Annotated in this window: 14 protein-coding genes and 1 pseudogene; 9 read left to right on the top strand and 6 right to left on the bottom strand. The window is 36.2% G+C overall.

Going from position 1 to position 17,507, the window contains the following annotated elements:
* Positions 1–293 precede the first annotated feature (293 nt).
* From H4J41_RS11390 to H4J41_RS11360, 7 genes and pseudogenes are all read left to right on the top strand, one after another.
* Positions 294–1,436 carry a sensor histidine kinase gene (locus H4J41_RS11390; RefSeq protein WP_182137966.1) on the top strand — a complete coding sequence of 381 codons (1,143 nt, stop codon included), beginning with the start codon at positions 294–296 and terminating at the stop codon, positions 1,434–1,436.
* 1 nt (position 1,437) lies between these two features.
* Positions 1,438–2,058, top strand: coding sequence for a response regulator transcription factor (locus H4J41_RS11385; RefSeq protein WP_182137967.1), 621 nt, complete (start codon positions 1,438–1,440; stop codon positions 2,056–2,058).
* Positions 2,059–2,361: 303 nt separating this feature from the next.
* Complete coding sequence (locus H4J41_RS11380; protein ID WP_182137968.1) at positions 2,362–3,351, top strand: permease; 990 nt, start codon at positions 2,362–2,364, stop codon at positions 3,349–3,351.
* Positions 3,352–3,402: 51 nt separating this feature from the next.
* A complete protein-coding gene (locus tag H4J41_RS11375) occupies positions 3,403–3,639 on the top strand; it encodes a thioredoxin family protein (protein WP_182137969.1) in 237 nt (78 codons plus the stop codon).
* Between the two features lie 484 nt (positions 3,640–4,123).
* Positions 4,124–5,053: a hypothetical protein gene (locus H4J41_RS11370; protein ID WP_182137970.1), complete on the top strand. Its 930-nt coding sequence runs from the start codon at positions 4,124–4,126 to the stop codon at positions 5,051–5,053.
* Between the two features lie 1,092 nt (positions 5,054–6,145).
* A pseudogene (locus H4J41_RS11365) lies at positions 6,146–6,681 on the top strand (cold shock domain-containing protein).
* 827 nt (positions 6,682–7,508) lie between these two features.
* Positions 7,509–8,816, top strand: coding sequence for a site-specific integrase (locus H4J41_RS11360; protein WP_182137971.1), 1,308 nt, complete (start codon positions 7,509–7,511; stop codon positions 8,814–8,816).
* 27 nt (positions 8,817–8,843) lie between these two features.
* Here the strand turns inward: H4J41_RS11360 and H4J41_RS11355 are convergent, their stop codons facing one another.
* Positions 8,844–9,422, bottom strand: a complete 579-nt coding sequence (locus H4J41_RS11355) for a hypothetical protein (RefSeq protein ID WP_182137972.1) — start codon at positions 9,420–9,422, stop codon at positions 8,844–8,846.
* A 248-nt stretch (positions 9,423–9,670) separates the two neighbouring features.
* Between H4J41_RS11355 and yghU the strand changes: the two genes are divergently transcribed.
* Positions 9,671–10,537, top strand: coding sequence for a glutathione-dependent disulfide-bond oxidoreductase (yghU, locus tag H4J41_RS11350; RefSeq protein WP_182137973.1), 867 nt, complete (start codon positions 9,671–9,673; stop codon positions 10,535–10,537).
* Between the two features lie 55 nt (positions 10,538–10,592).
* Here the strand turns inward: yghU and H4J41_RS11345 are convergent, their stop codons facing one another.
* The 5 genes from H4J41_RS11345 to H4J41_RS11325 form a co-directional block, all read right to left on the bottom strand.
* Positions 10,593–11,807 carry an EAL and HDOD domain-containing protein gene (locus H4J41_RS11345; protein ID WP_182137974.1) on the bottom strand — a complete coding sequence of 405 codons (1,215 nt, stop codon included), beginning with the start codon at positions 11,805–11,807 and terminating at the stop codon, positions 10,593–10,595.
* A gap of 131 nt (positions 11,808–11,938) precedes the next feature.
* A complete protein-coding gene (locus H4J41_RS11340) occupies positions 11,939–12,388 on the bottom strand; it encodes a hypothetical protein (RefSeq protein ID WP_182137975.1) in 450 nt (149 codons plus the stop codon).
* A gap of 103 nt (positions 12,389–12,491) precedes the next feature.
* The gene (locus H4J41_RS11335; protein ID WP_182137976.1) at positions 12,492–13,703 is read right to left on the bottom strand and encodes an alkaline phosphatase family protein; all 1,212 of its coding nucleotides are present in this window, start codon (positions 13,701–13,703) and stop codon (positions 12,492–12,494) included.
* Between the two features lie 197 nt (positions 13,704–13,900).
* Positions 13,901–14,458, bottom strand: a complete 558-nt coding sequence (locus tag H4J41_RS11330; RefSeq protein ID WP_182137977.1) for a phosphoribosyltransferase — start codon at positions 14,456–14,458, stop codon at positions 13,901–13,903.
* A gap of 347 nt (positions 14,459–14,805) precedes the next feature.
* A complete protein-coding gene (locus tag H4J41_RS11325) occupies positions 14,806–15,984 on the bottom strand; it encodes a tetratricopeptide repeat protein (RefSeq protein WP_182150454.1) in 1,179 nt (392 codons plus the stop codon).
* Positions 15,985–16,213: 229 nt separating this feature from the next.
* On the opposite strand from H4J41_RS11325, the gene H4J41_RS11320 reads away from it, so the two are divergent.
* The gene (locus H4J41_RS11320; RefSeq protein ID WP_182134747.1) at positions 16,214–17,110 is read left to right on the top strand and encodes a hypothetical protein; all 897 of its coding nucleotides are present in this window, start codon (positions 16,214–16,216) and stop codon (positions 17,108–17,110) included.
* The last annotated feature ends 397 nt before the right edge of the window (positions 17,111–17,507 follow it).

The raw sequence follows: 17,507 nt of genomic DNA, 5'->3' as shown, positions 1-17,507 counted from the left end.
TCACATGTGTAGTCACCGGCAATTACTGCTGCTTATTGGGGTAAGTGGCCTTGTATTAGCTTGTGTTAGCTTATGTTGGCTTGTTTAGCCCAATTGAATTAATGGTGTTTGTAGAACATGCACTAAGCCGTTTACTCGAACATGCTCAATAATTTAATAAGTACCCATAATTTATCAGTGAATAACTTCCCTTAACAATTGGTGATTGCCACACGCTTATGTGGATAACCACAATTGGCTCAGGGTTTAAAATTCAATATACTGATTTCATTTTCAAGTTCATTCAGAGCCTTATGAAGACCGAGCCACGCCTTATACAAGCATCTGTTTTTCTGCAAAATTTATCGCAGACGGTTGCTTTGTGGCTGGCTTTATTAACTGGGCTGGGTGTAATGGCCATTCAATATGCCACTTGGCTGAATGGCAGCGGGGAAGGGTATTCGCTTTTTGCGTTAAGCTTTGATCAAGGTAGTCAATTCAATAGTCATTTAACGGTTAGCTTATTACTGAGTGTATTGTCTGGGCTGTTGGTCTATCAAGCATTGATGAATAGAATTAGAACTCAGCAATTAAAAAACAAAGCCAAGTATTTAACAACCTTGTTTCAAAAATTACCGGGAACGACTTATCGCTTTATTATGGATGCAAATGATCTGCGTATTGAGGGGGTTTCGAGTGACATTTATCAACAACGCATTGCTGAAGATAGCGCTCGTTTGCAGACAGAAAAATTGGCGCATGTGGCTCGCTTAAATGCACTGGGAGAAATGGCGTCTGGCATTGCCCACGAAATTAATCAGCCACTTGCGGCAATCTCTTTATTTGCGCAAGCAGGAAAACGCTTGCTGGCTTGTGGTCAATACGAACGTGTACCCGAGGTGTTTGACAAATTAAGTCAACATGCGCAGCGTGCTGGTGTAATTATTGAGCGTATACAGTCAATGGCTAAGCCACATAATCGGGTGAAAAAATTGGTAGGCTGCTATGATTTAATCACTGAGGTTGCTCAACTTGCCCAAGCTGAAGCTCGCTTTTATGATATTAAAATAGAGCTAGTTATTGCAAGAAAACTGCCTATGGTTAAGATCGATGTATTGCAAATTCAACAAGTTATATTAAACTTGCTGCGCAATGGTATGCAGGCCATGAGTGCAATTAATTGTCGTAATGGTAATGAAATTTTCTTAAAAGCTAAGATGAATAACCGTAATGAATTAGAAATTGGGGTTGTTGACAGCGGCGATGGCATATCAGAGCAAGCTGGAAACAGTTTATTTAAAGCCTTTTCAACCACCAAAGAAACGGGCATAGGCATGGGGTTAGTGATCAGTCGAGCGATTATAGAGGCACATAACGGATTGATTAAATTTTTTAATAATAAAAATGGTGGTGCAACATTTTATTTCACTTTACCTACCACTAAGCGAGACAGCTAATATGCAAATAGCACAAATAGTGTATGTTGTTGACGACGATGAAGGGATTCGAGAAGGCTTAAGTCTGTTGTTAGAAACTACAGGGCAATTAGTTAAATCATACAGCAATGCGGCTGATTTTTTAGATGACTACGACAAGACAATGCGCGGTTGTCTTATTCTAGATATTCGCATGCCGCGTATGACCGGCTTAGACTTACAAAAACAACTGAACAACTTGGGCGCTGCGCTGCCCATCATTTTCATTACCGGTCATGGCGATATTCCTATGGCGGTTGAGGCTATGCGCCAAGGCGCACTTGACTTTATCCGCAAACCCTTCAGAGAGCAAGACCTACTCGACAGAATTAATCAAGCCCTTTTGATTGATGCTAGTAGGAGTAAGCAACAACATGATCGTAGCATTACACTAAGTAAACTGGCCTTACTTTCTGAACGCGAACGGCAAATTTTTGAGCGTGTGGCAAAAGGTGAAATGAACAAAGTTATTGCTCATGACCTTGGTATAAGTGAAAGGACAGTTGAAGTACACCGCTCACAAGTCATGAAAAAGCTTGAGGTCAAAACTTTAGCAGAACTTGTACGCTTTAAACTGCAAGAAGAAATATCGACATTAAGTTAACTTGTTATCGTGTTTTCATCAAGGTAACTACGTGAAGTAGAAGGAGTATATTTAAAAATATTGTGGTCGATTTTGCTTTGTCATGGCTCTATTGTTAATGGCGATTTTTTGAGGCCATCATTTATTTAAAGGCCCTAAGTTATTATTTCATCATTTTTTCTTAGCAGGGCATTAACATTTTTGTGCTGGATAAATTTATTGCTACCCGATGTTTTAGTTTTAGCACTTTATATCTATCTTTATAGAATAAACTTTACTACCTGTTTTAGTTTTTAGTTATAGGTAAACCAATAGGGAACGTTTATGTTTCAAGTATTTACAGATCTAGCCTCGTGGTTAGTTGTTGATATATTCGGTCTGTCAAAAGCAACAAAATTAGGCGACGCATTACATTTCTTCATTGAAGATACCACTAAGATATTTTTTTTGTTGCTTGTGATGATTTACGCTATTGCCTTGTTAAGAGCCTCAATGAATGTAGAGCGTGTTCGTGATTACTTAGCCGGTAAACATAAAGGTGTCGGTTATTTATTAGGCTCAAGTTTCGGCGCAATAACACCCTTTTGCTCTTGTTCAAGCATTCCGGTATTTTTAGGTTTTACTTCTGCGGGTATTCCTGTGGGCATAACTATGTCATTCCTCATTACATCACCGCTAATTAATGAAGTAGCCGTATTATTGTTACTGAGTTTATTAGGTTGGAAGTTTACTGTGCTTTACGTTGTTGTGGGTATGTCGGTAGGTATTTTAGGCGGCGTTTTTCTTGATGCCATCAAAGCGGAACGTTGGTTGCAATCTTTTGCTGCAAAAGCTTTAGCACAAGGCAAAAACGCTTCTACAGAGAAAGCCAAACGACCAGCAGCTTTATCCTTTAAAGAAAGACATACTTTTGCTAAACAAGAAATGTTAGAAATATTTTCTCGGGTATGGAAATGGGTCATCATAGGTGTGGGCTTAGGATCTGCTTTGCATGGTTTTGTGCCTGACGGTTGGATTCAAGCACATTTAGGTGATGGTCAGTGGTGGTCGGTTCCCGCTGCGGTATTACTTGGCATACCATTATATTCTAATGCCACTGGCGTTATTCCTGTTATGGAAGGTTTAATTAAGCAAGGGTTGCCTATTGGTACAACACTCGCCTTTTGTATGAGCACTGTTGCTGCAAGTTTTCCCGAGTTTATTTTATTAAAGCAAGTGATGCAGTGGCGCTTATTGGCCGTGCTTTTTATGCTATTACTTATCGCATTTACATTAATTGGTTGGATTTTTAATTTTTTAACACCATTTATTTAAGCGTTGAATTTTAACGCTTTATTTTAGTTTTACATTAAATAGGAAACGCTAATGAAAGAAATAAAAGTACTAGGTACGGGTTGTGCTAAGTGTATAAAAACAGTAGAAATAATTTCAAAAATAGCCAGTGAACTTAATATTAATATCCAAATAAATAAAGTGACTGATCCCGAAATAATTATGGCCTATGGCGTAATGAGTACACCGGCCATAATTATTGATGAAATAAACGTGCACAGTGGCTCTATTCCCCATCGTCAAGATATTGAATTATGGTTGAAAAAATAGTGCAGGTGACATTGCATAACTCAGTATTTGTTACGGTAAATAATACTGAGCTATGCGCTATCCGCTACGAACAAAGATGCTAAGTTTATACTCGACAGTTATATCTACCTAGACACCTGCCATTCAGCAGCTTTGGTATATAACTAACCTGTTTTAAAGTGAGTGTCAGCTGTGCACAAAACAATAAGCCACTTAACATTTTGATGTTTTTTATAAATTATCAAATGAATTATCAGCGGAATTAATTTTAACTTGTGAGTCAGATTAGTTGTCTGGCGGTTGTATGCTTTTCTAATCAAGAGCGAGTTTTTATTCTTAGTTATTGCAGTATGATTTTTAAGACTGGTTAGAATATTTTGCCTCTGTAGACATCAAACTAATTTATTATCTTAGCCAGTGTTAACTTTCACCCGCACACTGTTTATTTATACAGTATATCTTGGTAGAATCATTTTAATCCTTCTTTAGCCAACCTCAAGTTACCATGACAAAACAAAAAATCAGCTTTGAACAACGTTATGATGAAATAGGTCAAACCCTTAAAAGCTATTTTGCTACTTTAGATTTAGCACAAAAAACTTTTGTAAATTACTGCAAATTTAATGGTCGACTATTATTTATAGAAGAACAAAGGTTCAACGAAAAAGAGCAGGGGTTTTCAGAGCAATATAAAATAGTGACCGCCTTACAAAAAGTGCTCGCTTTAGAGTATAACGATGCACCCAGTTCTTTTGCGTTACCAGGTAGTACGGAAACTTTTCATGCGGTTATTGCATTGCCAACAGAATGTGAAGAAACCATTATGGATATTAATGAGACAAAACATCTTATTGGTGAGTTACTAGCTTCAACTGTTGACGCTAGAACAAAAGTTGACGGCAATTGGACACCGATGAATAAAGAATTATTGCGCGCTATTGGCAGACCTAGAGCCAATATTAAACAAGTTAAACGTCGTTTAAATGTGCATAAACAGCAATATAGCCGTATTTCATACAGTGGCACTTGGCAACGGCCAAACTATCGCAAAACATATGAAGATGTTAAAGCCTTGTTATCTCAATTCACCTCAGAGCAAGCTAAATATGACCGAGAGACTTTGGAAAAATATAAACATCTTAAAACCTTCGCCTTATATTACGACAAACATTACAGCTCGATGGACGGAAACTTTAAACTAAAAGAGCCGGTAATAATAAAGCATAAAGATGGCAGTGAATCAGAAAAAAGTATTCTGACACAAAAAATTTCATCTCCTATTTATTTATTGTGTGAGGGTGATGTGAAAGATGTAGATGTTGAGGTTCGCTATAAAATTAAAGAAAATAAAAATACCCGTAGCTCGTTTAAAGTAGTGATTGGAGAAAAACCTATTCTGAGATCAGTGCCGGTTTACTTATATCATGAGGAATAACTCATGAGTACTTCACAACTTACTCTGGTTATTAAAGAGCATATAACTCATTGTGACTATAAGGGTAGAACAAAATAATATATTTTAAACGTAACGCTGCACAAGTACCGTAGCCAACTAGCCATAAAAACAAATAGAATCAACACACAACACGCATTTTATAGTTTTAAATCAGTAAATGTAATCAAGGCAATTCGATTTTAAACCTAAGCCGAAAGAAAGGAGGTTAGTTCAACACGCATCTCTACTGAGTTTGTTGCAACGCCGGTTCACGCGAACTATCACTGAACAACAAAAAAATATGACGCTGTTTGGTTAGCCATGACTTTTTTAGTTAAGTGCGGTGGTTCAGCGAGCACCTACTCTTTTATCATATCTTTCGGCTTAGGTTTAAAAATACACTTTTTTATAATATCCATACTATTGTCAAGAGCTATAAGCCATGTGAAAGGAGTTATTTAAGTAAAGTTTCATCGATATACCTCTTGTAAAAGAGTGATACTGTAGTGAAATTACATCACGTACAGAAAGTAAATTTTTCGCTATGAGTCATCCTGTTGTGTAATCCTGCTTTGAACATCGAAATACTTATGTCGTGAATGAAACTTAGAAAGGGCACTTAGTGCCATATTTAGTGTGGCGTTCAGTTCAGTGGTTAGATGACTCGTTACCAAATCTTAAAACAATCATAGAGAAAACTTTCGATATCATCCTTGTAAGTGCTATTTAGATGCAGTTATCACCAGACGAACAAAGCAAAAGCCTTAAAACTATCATTAATCTATTAAATAAAAATGGTTACCTTGTTATCACGTTGTGCCATAGAAATTTTGAAGACGGTCGCACAGCATTTTAACTTAATGCAAAAAGAGCAATAGCTGAAGCAAAGCAGCATGGTTTATCACTGATATTATCTAATAAACATTAAGGTGACAAACTCAGCAGAGATGATGTTTCCTGGCATGCCTTATGTTTAAAAGCATGATTCCAAATATAGTTTGTTCAACATACACTACCTAAGTGTATGTTATAATGAGATATTATATTAGTAAATTAATACCTGATTAAAGCAACATCTGCAATGGAACCGTGATGCACAAAGGACAGTTAAAAAGCTGGAAAGATGATAAAGGATTTGGCTTCATTCAATCGAGTGACCTTACTCAAGATACGTTTATTCATATCTCTTCATTAAAAAACATGAGCAGGAAGCCTAAAATAGGTGATTTCATCTACTTCGAAGTAGAAAAACATAACGGTAAAGCCAAAGCGATTAACTGTCGTATTGAAGGTGTAGCAGCTAAAGCGATACAAAGGCATAAACCCCGTATTCATAGAAATACCTCAGCGCCTAAAAGTAAGCTTGTCTTAATACTTGTGGTCATAGGGATTGCTGCTTTTGCATTTCAACGATTAGGGTTAGCGCCTTCAAATAAGCCCGCACAGCAAACTCCAAGTAATTCCTTATTAGAAAGCGCTTTTTCTAATACCAACTCACAATTTTCGTGTGACGGCAGGCAGCATTGCAGCCAAATGACATCTCACGCAGAAGCCGTGTATACTGTCCAAACACAAAAATGGATGGTGATAGAGACGGCATTCCTTGTGAAAATGACTCACGATTTTAGTCTCATCATGGATAAGAAGGAACAACACCAAGATTACTTGGCTTTTCATCGAGAAAGTAGGTTTGAACAATAGTTAGTTACGGTATTTTGTAATATAAAAAATGGATGAAAAAATACGTCTAATTAAAGGTAATGAAAAGTTCAGTACAATAATGAGAAAATTAACGTAACTGAGAAGCATGAAAAGGTGTCATTTTCTGTTGCTTGGACGAGTGGGAATACAGAGGTTTTTGACGCAATATATGACTTATCAGTTGAAGCTTTAGATGAAACAATGCTGAATACTGGGTAGCGGTAAAATGGCATAACACGAAATCAATCAAAACAGCGTTTAGTGAAATAGGCTTATTTGGTAATCAAAACTCTGTTTGTAAACAGATAACACCGAAATGGAGCCATACCATTGAAAGATTAAAAACAGTTTTAAATTGAATCAAATTACATAATTAAACGTGACGCTACGTGAAAAGTAACGAGGTAAGCCTCACAATAAAACATTTCATGCACGTAGCGCACGCTCAGAAATAGTGGTAATTATTATTAGGAATACAAAAAAGTTAATTCAAATTGTATCCAGCGTTATATTTGTAAATCCGTTTTACTTAAAACACAAAATGTTAAAGCAGGCCACTAAACATAGCTGAAGATGTTTGCAAGCATTGACTGGAAGGATCCAATAATGTGTTTGGATTAACAGGTGATTACAGGGCAATAGGACTGCCCTCCATACACCCCACTATGTCCGATACTCTATAATATTGGACATAGTGAGATAGTTCATTTATAGTGGCTTCACACAGTATTTATCGATTATTTTGAGCCAGCTAATGTCTGCATTGAAAACTTGTCCCGAGCCATTATTTCCAACTTACCCTGAGTTATGTGAATTTACCTTTGAAGATTATCCAAGCGTTAAAACTTTATTAACACCTGATATTGCATTGGACTCTGCATTAGACTCTAAGTCTATTGCTGTGTCTGAGATAGAATCTGGACCTCAAGTATGGTGGTTAGAACATTGGCATTGGGGAAAAGATTTTTTAGCCTACACAGGTCGAAATAAATCTGCCCATACTTACGATCGTTTTCGCAATGAAATTGAAAAGTTTCTGCTATGGAGTTTCTTTATAAACAAAACCCCCATAGACAGATTAAGAAAAACTGACATCTTACAATATGCAGATTTTTGTTGGAAACCGCCCGTAACCTGGATTGGTACCAGTAACCAAGAACGCTTCAAATTAGCTAACGGCTATTTTGTCATTAATGAGCATTGGCAACCATTTAAGATTCAAGCAGCGAAAAGCCAAGTTATTAAAGATGTTGATAAGAAGAAATATCGTCCTTCTCAACAAACATTAACTTCTTCATTTACCGCTATTATCGTTTTCTACAACTATTTAATGGCTGAAGAACTTTGCTACGGCAACCCTGCACAAATTGCTAAAAAAGACTGCAAACATTTCATTAATGACGTACAAGTTAAAGAAGTTAAACGCTTAACTAATAGTCAGTGGCAATATTTGCTAGATACTGCCACTGATATGGCAGACGAAAACCAGTCTTATGAACGAAACTTATTCGTTATTGCCGCATTAAAAACCCTATTCCTAAGGGTATCAGAGCTTAGTGATCGTGAATTTTGGTCACCTATTATGGGACATTTTTGGCAAGATGAAGATGAAAACTGGTGGTTTAAGGTGTTTGGCAAAGGCCGTAAGCTTCGTGATACCACAGTACCACCCGACTTTATGAGTTTTCTAAGCCGGTATCGATTATCTCGCGGACTTTCTCAACTCCCTGCTAATGGTGAAAATACCGTTTTAGTTGAAAAAATTCGGGGGCAAGGAGGCATGAGTTCTCGTCATTTAAGGCGTATTGTGCAAGAAGTTTTTGACTTGGCTTATCAAAACATGAAACAGGTTGAAGGTGAAAACAGAGCCCTAAAACTTAAAGAAGCTTCTACCCACTGGTTGAGGCACACAGGTGCGAGTATGGAAATTGAAAGAGGCCGTGCCCTAAAAGATCTTTCAGAAGATCTTGGTCATGCTAGCATGGCAACCACAGATACCGTTTATGTCCAAACCGAAAACAAAAAACGTGCTGAAAGTGGCAAACGCCGAAAAGTTGATTAATTGCTTCATCTAAAATATCAAAACAACTTATAAAGAATAAACACCGGGGCAAACAGTGACAGTTGCCCTGCTGTCACAAAGATAAATTTGTTTAAAACGATTTTGCCATTGCTCGATTTCACTACTGATAAAGCTGTCTTGCCAAATTTTTTGGACATGATAAAAACTGTCTTTTCCAAGTAACATCAGATGCAATATTTTGGCTTCACTGCCATTTTTTTTCTTACAGTTTGTCTGCCATATCTCGCTTGGATATAGCTCATTAGGCAAAGATTCTATTGTTAGTGTTGTAAACTCTACACAGGTGTCATAACCAGGTTGGTCTATAACTTGGCGAAAGTAAGCTGTTTTTTTATCTTTTGGTGCAGTAACACTGATAACGTAAGCATCTTTAAAACCATGAATGGGATGTTGCCACATTCTAGTATGGTAATTTTCTTTATTTTCAATCGAAACATGCCAACCAGCTAAAAATCCAGAATAAGGTGTAATGAGGTTTTCACCTTTAAATACAGATGTTTTATGTTCAACAATATTTGTGCAGCCAACTAAAAAAATATAACTAAGGCTTAATAAAAAAATATTTTTGATAATTTTTATCTGCACGCTAAATTTACCCATTAGAAAATATTGAACATTATATTACTCGTTAATATAGGCTTTTTAGGGTTTTGTTTATATAGCGAATATATTGAAAAGCTTTTAATTAATCAAATTTTCACCCCAAAAATATATTACGCCTGGTTATTATTTCACTGGTCACAATCAATATAAAATTTTGATAAAAAAACTAGTATGTTATTAACTTTAAGCATAACGTATCAAACGTATAATTTATAAATATTGGAGCAGGCATGAGTGAAGAAAATTCATATATCCCACCCAAAGTATGGCAATGGAATACTAGCAATGGTGGTAATTGGGCAAGCATTAACCGCCCTATTTCTGGATCAACACACGATAAAGTATTAGAACAAGGTAAGCACCCTTTTCAGTTATATTCCCTTGCAACGCCCAATGGCGTTAAAGTCACCGTTATGTTTGAGGAGTTACTGGCCTTAGGTAAGGAAGCACAATACGATGCCTTTCTAATTGACATTAGCAAAGGAGATCAATTCGGTAGTGGCTTTGTAGAAATTAATCCAAACTCAAAAATACCTGCCTTGTTAGATAATAGTGATGAGCAATCAATTCGCTTATTTGAATCTGGTTCTATTTTATTTCACTTAGCTGAAAAGTTTAATGCCTTTTTACCCAGTGACAACAAACGTGCTGAATGTATGTCTTGGCTATTTTGGCAAATGGGTAGCGCGCCTTATCTTGGCGGTGGCTTTGGCCATTTTTATGCTTACGCCCCTGATAAAATAGAATATTGTATTGATAGATTTTCTATGGAAGTAAAACGTCAACTCGATGTACTCGACAAGCATCTTGAAAACAATCATTACTTATGTGGAGATGAATATACCATTGCCGACATTGCTATTTGGCCTTGGTATGGTGCACTTGCTTTAAATCGTTTATATGATGCCGCAGAATTCCTAGATTTATCGTCTTATAAACATCTAATGCGTTGGGCAGAAGAAATAAATCAGCGACCTGCAGTAAAACGTGGTGTTATGGTCAATAAAACCTGGGGAGAGCTATCAAGCCAGTTACATGAACGACATGATGCCAGCGACTTTTTAGAACGTACACAAGATAAACTAGCCAAAGAGTAGTGTAAAAGAAAAAGAGCGTATGATAAATGCGCTCTTTTATCATACCGTACCGACACTAATATAAATCTAAAGACTTACACCAGTTACTGGCATGAACAAATTCTTTGTGGATAAAGTTTGGGTCAAGTCGATATAACTCAGCTAATGGCTGAATATTTTCACCCTTACCGGTAATGTAGTTTGTGGTTAAATCTAACAGTTTTCCTAGTAACCCAGTGTGATTTACTAGCGCATCTTCAATCGGTTTAGCTAAGGGCATGGTTTTTAAAACTTCATTCATTGGCATGCTCAAAATCACCTCTATTGCACTTAATAAACCGGTAATAAAGGCAAAGTCGCTCACGGCAATGAATACACTTTCATTGGCAATTTTCGCCATTAATTTAGCGGTTATCAAAGATTGTTTTGAAACTTCACTGTATTTATTAGTTGTTAGTTTTGATAACGCAAGAATCGTAACAAACTCTTTAAGCTTGTCTTCACCTAAGTAAGCTGCAGCTTGTTTTAACGAGGTTATTTCTACCCGTGTGCCGGTTGCTACATTGTTAACTAATTTAAGTAACCCAACCGTTAAATTAACATCGTGACCCATTATTTCCGCTATACGGTTAAAGTTTAGGGGCTTATTAAAGGTTTCACTGATCAAATGCAGCATTTGCGATTTAATGGGTACTAACGTTTGCCCAGCAATAATTTCGGGCTCATGATAGAAAAATCCTTGGTAATAACTAAAGCCAATTTCCGCCAACGATTGTAACTGATAATTGGTTTCAACCTTTTCAGCAATTAACTTAATATCAAAAGCTTTGATTCTATCCAAAACTGGACGTATACGTTTAGCGTTAGTTTTTTCTATATCGATTTTTATCATCGCAAGATAGGGAAACAACACATCCCACTTTTCATCTAGGTCATATTCGGTTAAAGCGACTTTATAACCTTGGTCATGATAATACTTGACGATTGTTAACAGCCGATCATTGGCTGACTTATGCCCCACTAATTCAATGACAATACTGTCTTTGTTGAACATCAGCGGATAGTTATTGATCAGGCACTTTTCAGTAAAATTTATAAAGGCTAACTTACCTAAACTAACCGATTGAATGTCACTCTGAAAATGATTTTGTATGATCAATTTAGAACTGGCAATATCTTGATCTATTTCGGGGAATTTATTCTCTGGACTATCTCTAAATAAAAGTTCGTAACCAAGCGTTTGATTATTTTTGTCTAGTATGGCTTGACGAGCAATATAGCTTATTTGCATAGGCAGATTCTTTAAAGACGGATGGTTAATAAAACATAGCTTATTTTCCATCTTATTGAAAAGTTATTTAAAAAATAGCTAAGTTTTAATTTTTATCGGCTATGTAATAAGTGCATGCAAATAGACTATGGCTAAACGTCAAATAAAGTAACCTTAGCGTTTGCAATGTCTAAGCTAATTACATCACCGTAATGAAGGTGTTCAATGAATGGCGCAAGTAATTCAAGTTGATTTATTGGCTGCAAGTGCTCTATTTTAGTATCAAGTTGCGGTTGATAAATTAGCGCAGGATAAGAGGTAGAGTTGGCTAAAATATGACATCGACAAAACTTGAAGTTTTCTGCTGGCATATTTTCATGCCATTTTACTTGCTTAAAATAGTGATCATAAAAATTCAGAACAATGGCATGGCAGTTAAATTGAGCATTTATTGTGGCGAGATAATAGCCGTTAAGGTCCAAACCCTGTGCTTGAAAAAATGGTAACTGTGCGCCGATAGTGCCTCGAGGGAATCTAGGATCATTTGCACGACCTGACGCCACTTGATGCCCTTTTACCACGGTAAATTTAAATATCGCCATTTGTGCCTTTTTATTTAGCTTGAGCCGGGCTTGCTGAGCAAAGTAAAACTGACTAGCTTAACTAAGTTCTGTGCTTGCATCACTGGTAAGGCTATTTAACCGTTTACTTAACTATTTGCTCAGCTACTTGATAGCTACCGTCAATATTATCGACATCTTTTAGCCCTAATGCTCGAGTAATAATAGGTAATACATGTATGTTCTCAAACGCTGCAGTTTGCTTGTTTTTACTAAATGCAGGTCCCGTTGCGATAAAAATAGCCTCAAGGTCTTGAGATGACTTTGGATCGTAACCATGTGTTTCTGCTTTGATATTCGCCTTACCTTGACTAAAAACATAAGATGGTAAGGCTTCAATAATAACATTAGGTACTACCGCTGTTTTTCGATTTAAATGCCAATGGGCTGGAAAGTCAATATATTGGTAGACACGGTATTGGGCTTGTTTGTTCTCGGTTTGAGCATTGGCTTGGGCATGATTAAATAACTGAACACTTTGCTGTAATTTAATCTCGTTATCGCTATACAAATATAATTGTGTGGAGCCATTAATGGCTTTTACACCCTCGATAATATTTTCCTGCCATTTTATAACATGGTGTTTATTAACTTTAGTCATGCCATGATCTGAAACAATCACTATATTAACCTTGCCCCTAAATTCTTTATTAATTTGCTGGACAAAATCTCCAAGTAAAGCATCAAGTTTGCTTATAGCATCAATAAGTTGTGGCGAGTTTTCACCAAATTTATGACCCGCATCATCAACACTGGCAAAATAACCCGCGATAAAATTTGGTCGTTCGGATTCAGGTAAGCGTAACCATGTCAGTATTTGCTCAAGCCTTGTTTTATTCGGGGTGGAATGCTTATAAGGATAATAATAACTAGCCGTTTTATTATCTATGGCTGTCTCAGATTCTGGCCAGAAATAAACCGCCGATTTATTGCCCTGCATTTCATTGATATGCCAAAGTGGCTTGGCAGTTAACCAGCGGGCATCGTTTTTTCCATCACCAAATTTATAGTCTTTATCAATATCTCGATGATAAAAGCTATTATGCACAATGCCATGATTTATGGGATAACGACCGGTGATAATACTTAAGTGATTTGGAAAGGTTTTACTAGGATAAACCGGTAACAAAGCTTTGGCACTAGTGCCCTGCTGCATGAGTGACATTAACGTTTTAGGTTGGTATTGTGCTATGTAACCTTGAGCAAAACCATCGATAGATAATAGTACGAGCGGCGTTTTAGCCAAACTCACAGAGGAAAAAAAACAGCCCAAAAGTATTAATGCTTTTAGATTCATTCGACACAACCAGATTAAGTTCGCTTTAATTTTAGACTGTGTAAGATAAGGTAATAATAATTTTTTTACAAGCGAGTAGCTTAAGCTTTTGGTCTTTACGCTAGACGACTGAAAATTTCACTCTGCCTATTTCCTTGATATAACAACCAACACAGGTTAAGGCCGTATGTTAGTTGCTTTAACTGATAAAATAACGGCTATTCGAATAAGTCTAAAATATTGACCAAATCTTTTTTACCATGGGCTATTTCGTCAGGTGTTAAACCTGATAATTCATGTGGAAAAACTAACCATTCTGTTGATTCATGAACATAATAATCAGGCACTAAATCCACTTTGGAATTTGTGGGTTTATACCAAGGGCATGCGATTCTGATATCTTTTGGCATATTATTGCGGGTTAACTTTTTCATTTGAGCTATTAACGCTTCAATACTTCGACCAGAATCGAAAACATCATCAACAATTAACAGCCCGTCATCGGCATTGGCATTTTCAATAATATAATGTAAACCGTGCACTTTAATTTCTTTGCTTTGTTGGTTTATACCGTAATAAGAAGACGTGCGAACCGCTATATGGTCAGTTTCTACTTTTTTAAAGTCAAAATATTCTTGTACTGCAATGCCAATAGGTGCACCACCACGCCAAATTCCAACAATAAATTGTGGTCTGAAACCGTCTTCAAAAACTTTCGCAGCAACACGAAATGAATCTTCAAGCAACTCTTGTGCTGTTATAAATCGCTTTTCCATTGATGAGCTAACCTCATTAAATTAATTTTTTGTTGAGGGGCATTATAACGTGTTTTTTACTAGCCAGAGTAGCCCAGTCGACTTATTTATATATTTTGAGCCACAAAGCTGATTTTCAGAAAGATAACAGCAAAGGCGATAATAAAAACAAGGGTGCTTATTCAGATACCTGCATGATAAAAAACAAACGTAAAGGTGGTAAGCAAGATACTGTAAACTGGCTACTAAATTTCAATATCAACTAATCTAAATAAGCCTAGTAAATCACAAACTAAAAATACCTTGATAACAATAAAGCCAAAGTTATATGTAAAGTAAAGCACAGGTTATTATTTTAATATCAAGATTTACTCTTTTTGATTTAAAATAGTTAACTTCACTAAGTATTGCTTATCGAGTTGAGCGAGATGATTTTTTGCCATGGCTTTTTTGATGTAGCTTTTCGCCTTTCCTACCTCATCCAACATATAGTAAACTTTTGCTAAACCAAAATAAAATTCATGAATGTTGCTATTAAGTTTTATCGCCTTTTTATAGTGATTCATTGCCTCTTTATAAGCGCCTTGATAAAATTTTTCATTACCGAGTAACGCATAATAATAAGGATTATTTGCTCGCTTGCGCATAATATAGCTGTCTAGATGTTTCGCTTCTTCATACAACCCGTTGGCATGTAATAACATACTCAAATTAGCCATCGTGGTTAAATTATTATGGTTTAAACTTATCGCGTATCGGTAAGTGTCAATCGCACTTTGCTGATAACCATTAAAACGATATAAAATACCTAAGTTACCCCACGCTGAAGAAAAAAGAGGATCGACTTTGGTGGCTTTTTTTAAATAAGCATAAGCCGTAACATAATCACCATTAACCATGGCAGTAGCGGCTTTATTATTGTAAAACATTGCCAGCACGGTGTTTTTATTTATTTTATGTTTTTCAAAGGGCTGTTTATTTACAAAAGGGTCGAAATCAATTTCAATACTTGTGCGCTGAAAAAGCACCCTTTTATCAGGAGATTTTTCGTCCAAAACAGTGAGATTAATATGACCGGTAAGCATATTGACACGACCATTACGCACCCAGTATTCAGGCACGTCAACACGTTGAAATGCAACGCTTAGCTTCGCCTCTTGCGCTATTGCATAAGCCATAATAGTTAATGATAAACAATTAGCCGCTTGGTTTTTAAATGCTTGGGCAGCAATAACATTGGCACCAGACTCATAAGCTAAATTGATGTCTTCAGGACTAAAGAAATGCTGAAGTAGTTTGGTCGCTTTTTTGCGGGCATCACGCTCTAAACTAATACTTTTTGCCATGGTTTTCATCTCGGTACTTAAGGCAAATATTTCAGTATCAGTTTCTATTAAAATATCTTTATAGCCGATAAATTTATCATCTAAAAATTCACTAGCTTGGATATCGCCAAGATAATAGTTTTGTAATGTATTACCTGACTGGCAGCCAGTTAATAAGATAAATGTTATGCCTATAGCGCAGAATATTGGTGGTTTTTTCATCTATACTCCAAGACAATATCAACTTAGATATACTTTAAGCATATTACTTATTATGAAATTTAGCCGTTTTTTACCTTAGATTAATAAAAAATGACACTTCATTAATCGACATCATCACTATATTGAGTTGCCAATTCAAAGCCTTGCCTACAAATGGACGAGTAATTTTTTTTATTCCCTGCTATGCTTCGGCTTAATTAACTTGCTAAATTTTATTGGTTTTACATTTATGAAAAAAACACTGGCCGGATTTTTTACCGGAAGTGCTATTGCCGTTATCATAATCATAGCTACCACGAGCTATCAGTTATATAAGAACAAATATGCCACCATTGACGCTCAACTAAACGAAATATCAGGTATTGAGTTTGATAAACACAATAAACTGTGGGCAATTAATGATGGTGGCGACCAGGCAAAGTTATACCAGCTAAATAAAACAGGTGGTATTGATAGAGAAATCACTATTACTAACGCTAAAAATATTGACTGGGAGGACATGACTCAAGACGATTTTGGTCATTTCTTTTTAGGCGACTTTGGAAATAATGATAATCTGCGTAAGTGGTTAACGATATATAAAATTGAAAACCCCATCGATATAAAAGGTGAAACGACGCAGGCAGAAATTATTAAATTTAATTATCCTGAACATACCAGTTTTCCACCTAAAGCCGATGAAATGGTATTTGATGTTGAAGCTTTTGTTTTTTATAAAAAGTACCTTTATTTATTTACCAAAAACCGTACCGTACCTTTTAACGGTATAACTAGCTTATATAAAATTGGCGCTTATGCGGCTAATCATGATGCAGAAAAAATAAGTAATTTTAAAACCTGCACTATTGCCGAAAAACTCTGTTGGATAACGTCAGCTGCTTTAAGCCCGAGCAAGAAAAAACTGGTACTGCTAGACTCACAACGCATTTGGCTGTTTGAGAATTGGCAAGGTGATGATTTTTTCTCTGGAGATAGGTATCGCATTGATTTAGGTATTGTGACGCAAAAAGAAGCGATAACCTTTCTTAATGAAGAGGTTATTATCTTTACTGACGAAGAGTTTTTCGGTATTGGCAGGAACGCCTACGAAATAAACCTTAATGATGTCGAAAAACATAAATTTTAAGCTTTAATTGCTCAACTTTAAGCATTAAAAATTAGCGAGTTTTTCTATTTATGTGGTAATCCCGCCATGGTGCATGACACACGAGATGTATTACTTGAGCTAGGTTTTAAAAAACACTTAAGACGCGCTTCGGAACATTTTTAGTTTTAAAAACTATGACTAAAAAATATGGGTAGTTGCTCACTCAGCATAATTAAAACAGGGTCAAGATCTCACCTAGCAAACGAGTTCATTGGGTCAGTAATTGGCATAATCACCTGACAAAATGAAAATTTTTTATCGAATCATATGATTATTTTTAATATAAAACTAAATTTATCACTACCTACCACGATTAAAGCTAAATTTTTTCTGATAATTTTCTGGTTCAAAAGCCATCAACCAACTCATTTATAGC

Source organism: Colwellia sp. MB3u-45, assembly GCF_014077005.1.
GTDB lineage: Bacteria > Pseudomonadota > Gammaproteobacteria > Enterobacterales > Alteromonadaceae > Cognaticolwellia.
This window is presented reverse-complemented; position numbering and strand designations above follow the sequence as displayed.

Coding starts and splice junctions, on each gene's coding strand:
- H4J41_RS11390 (WP_182137966.1), top strand. CDS start 294: ATGAAGACCGAGCCACGCCTTATACAAGCATCTGTTTTTCTGCAAAAT.
- H4J41_RS11385 (WP_182137967.1), top strand. CDS start 1,438: ATGCAAATAGCACAAATAGTGTATGTTGTTGACGACGATGAAGGGATT.
- H4J41_RS11380 (WP_182137968.1), top strand. CDS start 2,362: ATGTTTCAAGTATTTACAGATCTAGCCTCGTGGTTAGTTGTTGATATA.
- H4J41_RS11375 (WP_182137969.1), top strand. CDS start 3,403: ATGAAAGAAATAAAAGTACTAGGTACGGGTTGTGCTAAGTGTATAAAA.
- H4J41_RS11370 (WP_182137970.1), top strand. CDS start 4,124: ATGACAAAACAAAAAATCAGCTTTGAACAACGTTATGATGAAATAGGT.
- H4J41_RS11360 (WP_182137971.1), top strand. CDS start 7,509: ATGTCTGCATTGAAAACTTGTCCCGAGCCATTATTTCCAACTTACCCT.
- yghU (WP_182137973.1), top strand. CDS start 9,671: ATGAGTGAAGAAAATTCATATATCCCACCCAAAGTATGGCAATGGAAT.
- H4J41_RS11345 (WP_182137974.1), bottom strand. CDS start 11,807: ATGCAAATAAGCTATATTGCTCGTCAAGCCATACTAGACAAAAATAAT.
- H4J41_RS11340 (WP_182137975.1), bottom strand. CDS start 12,388: ATGGCGATATTTAAATTTACCGTGGTAAAAGGGCATCAAGTGGCGTCA.
- H4J41_RS11335 (WP_182137976.1), bottom strand. CDS start 13,703: ATGAATCTAAAAGCATTAATACTTTTGGGCTGTTTTTTTTCCTCTGTG.
- H4J41_RS11330 (WP_182137977.1), bottom strand. CDS start 14,458: ATGGAAAAGCGATTTATAACAGCACAAGAGTTGCTTGAAGATTCATTT.
- H4J41_RS11325 (WP_182150454.1), bottom strand. CDS start 15,984: ATGAAAAAACCACCAATATTCTGCGCTATAGGCATAACATTTATCTTA.
- H4J41_RS11320 (WP_182134747.1), top strand. CDS start 16,214: ATGAAAAAAACACTGGCCGGATTTTTTACCGGAAGTGCTATTGCCGTT.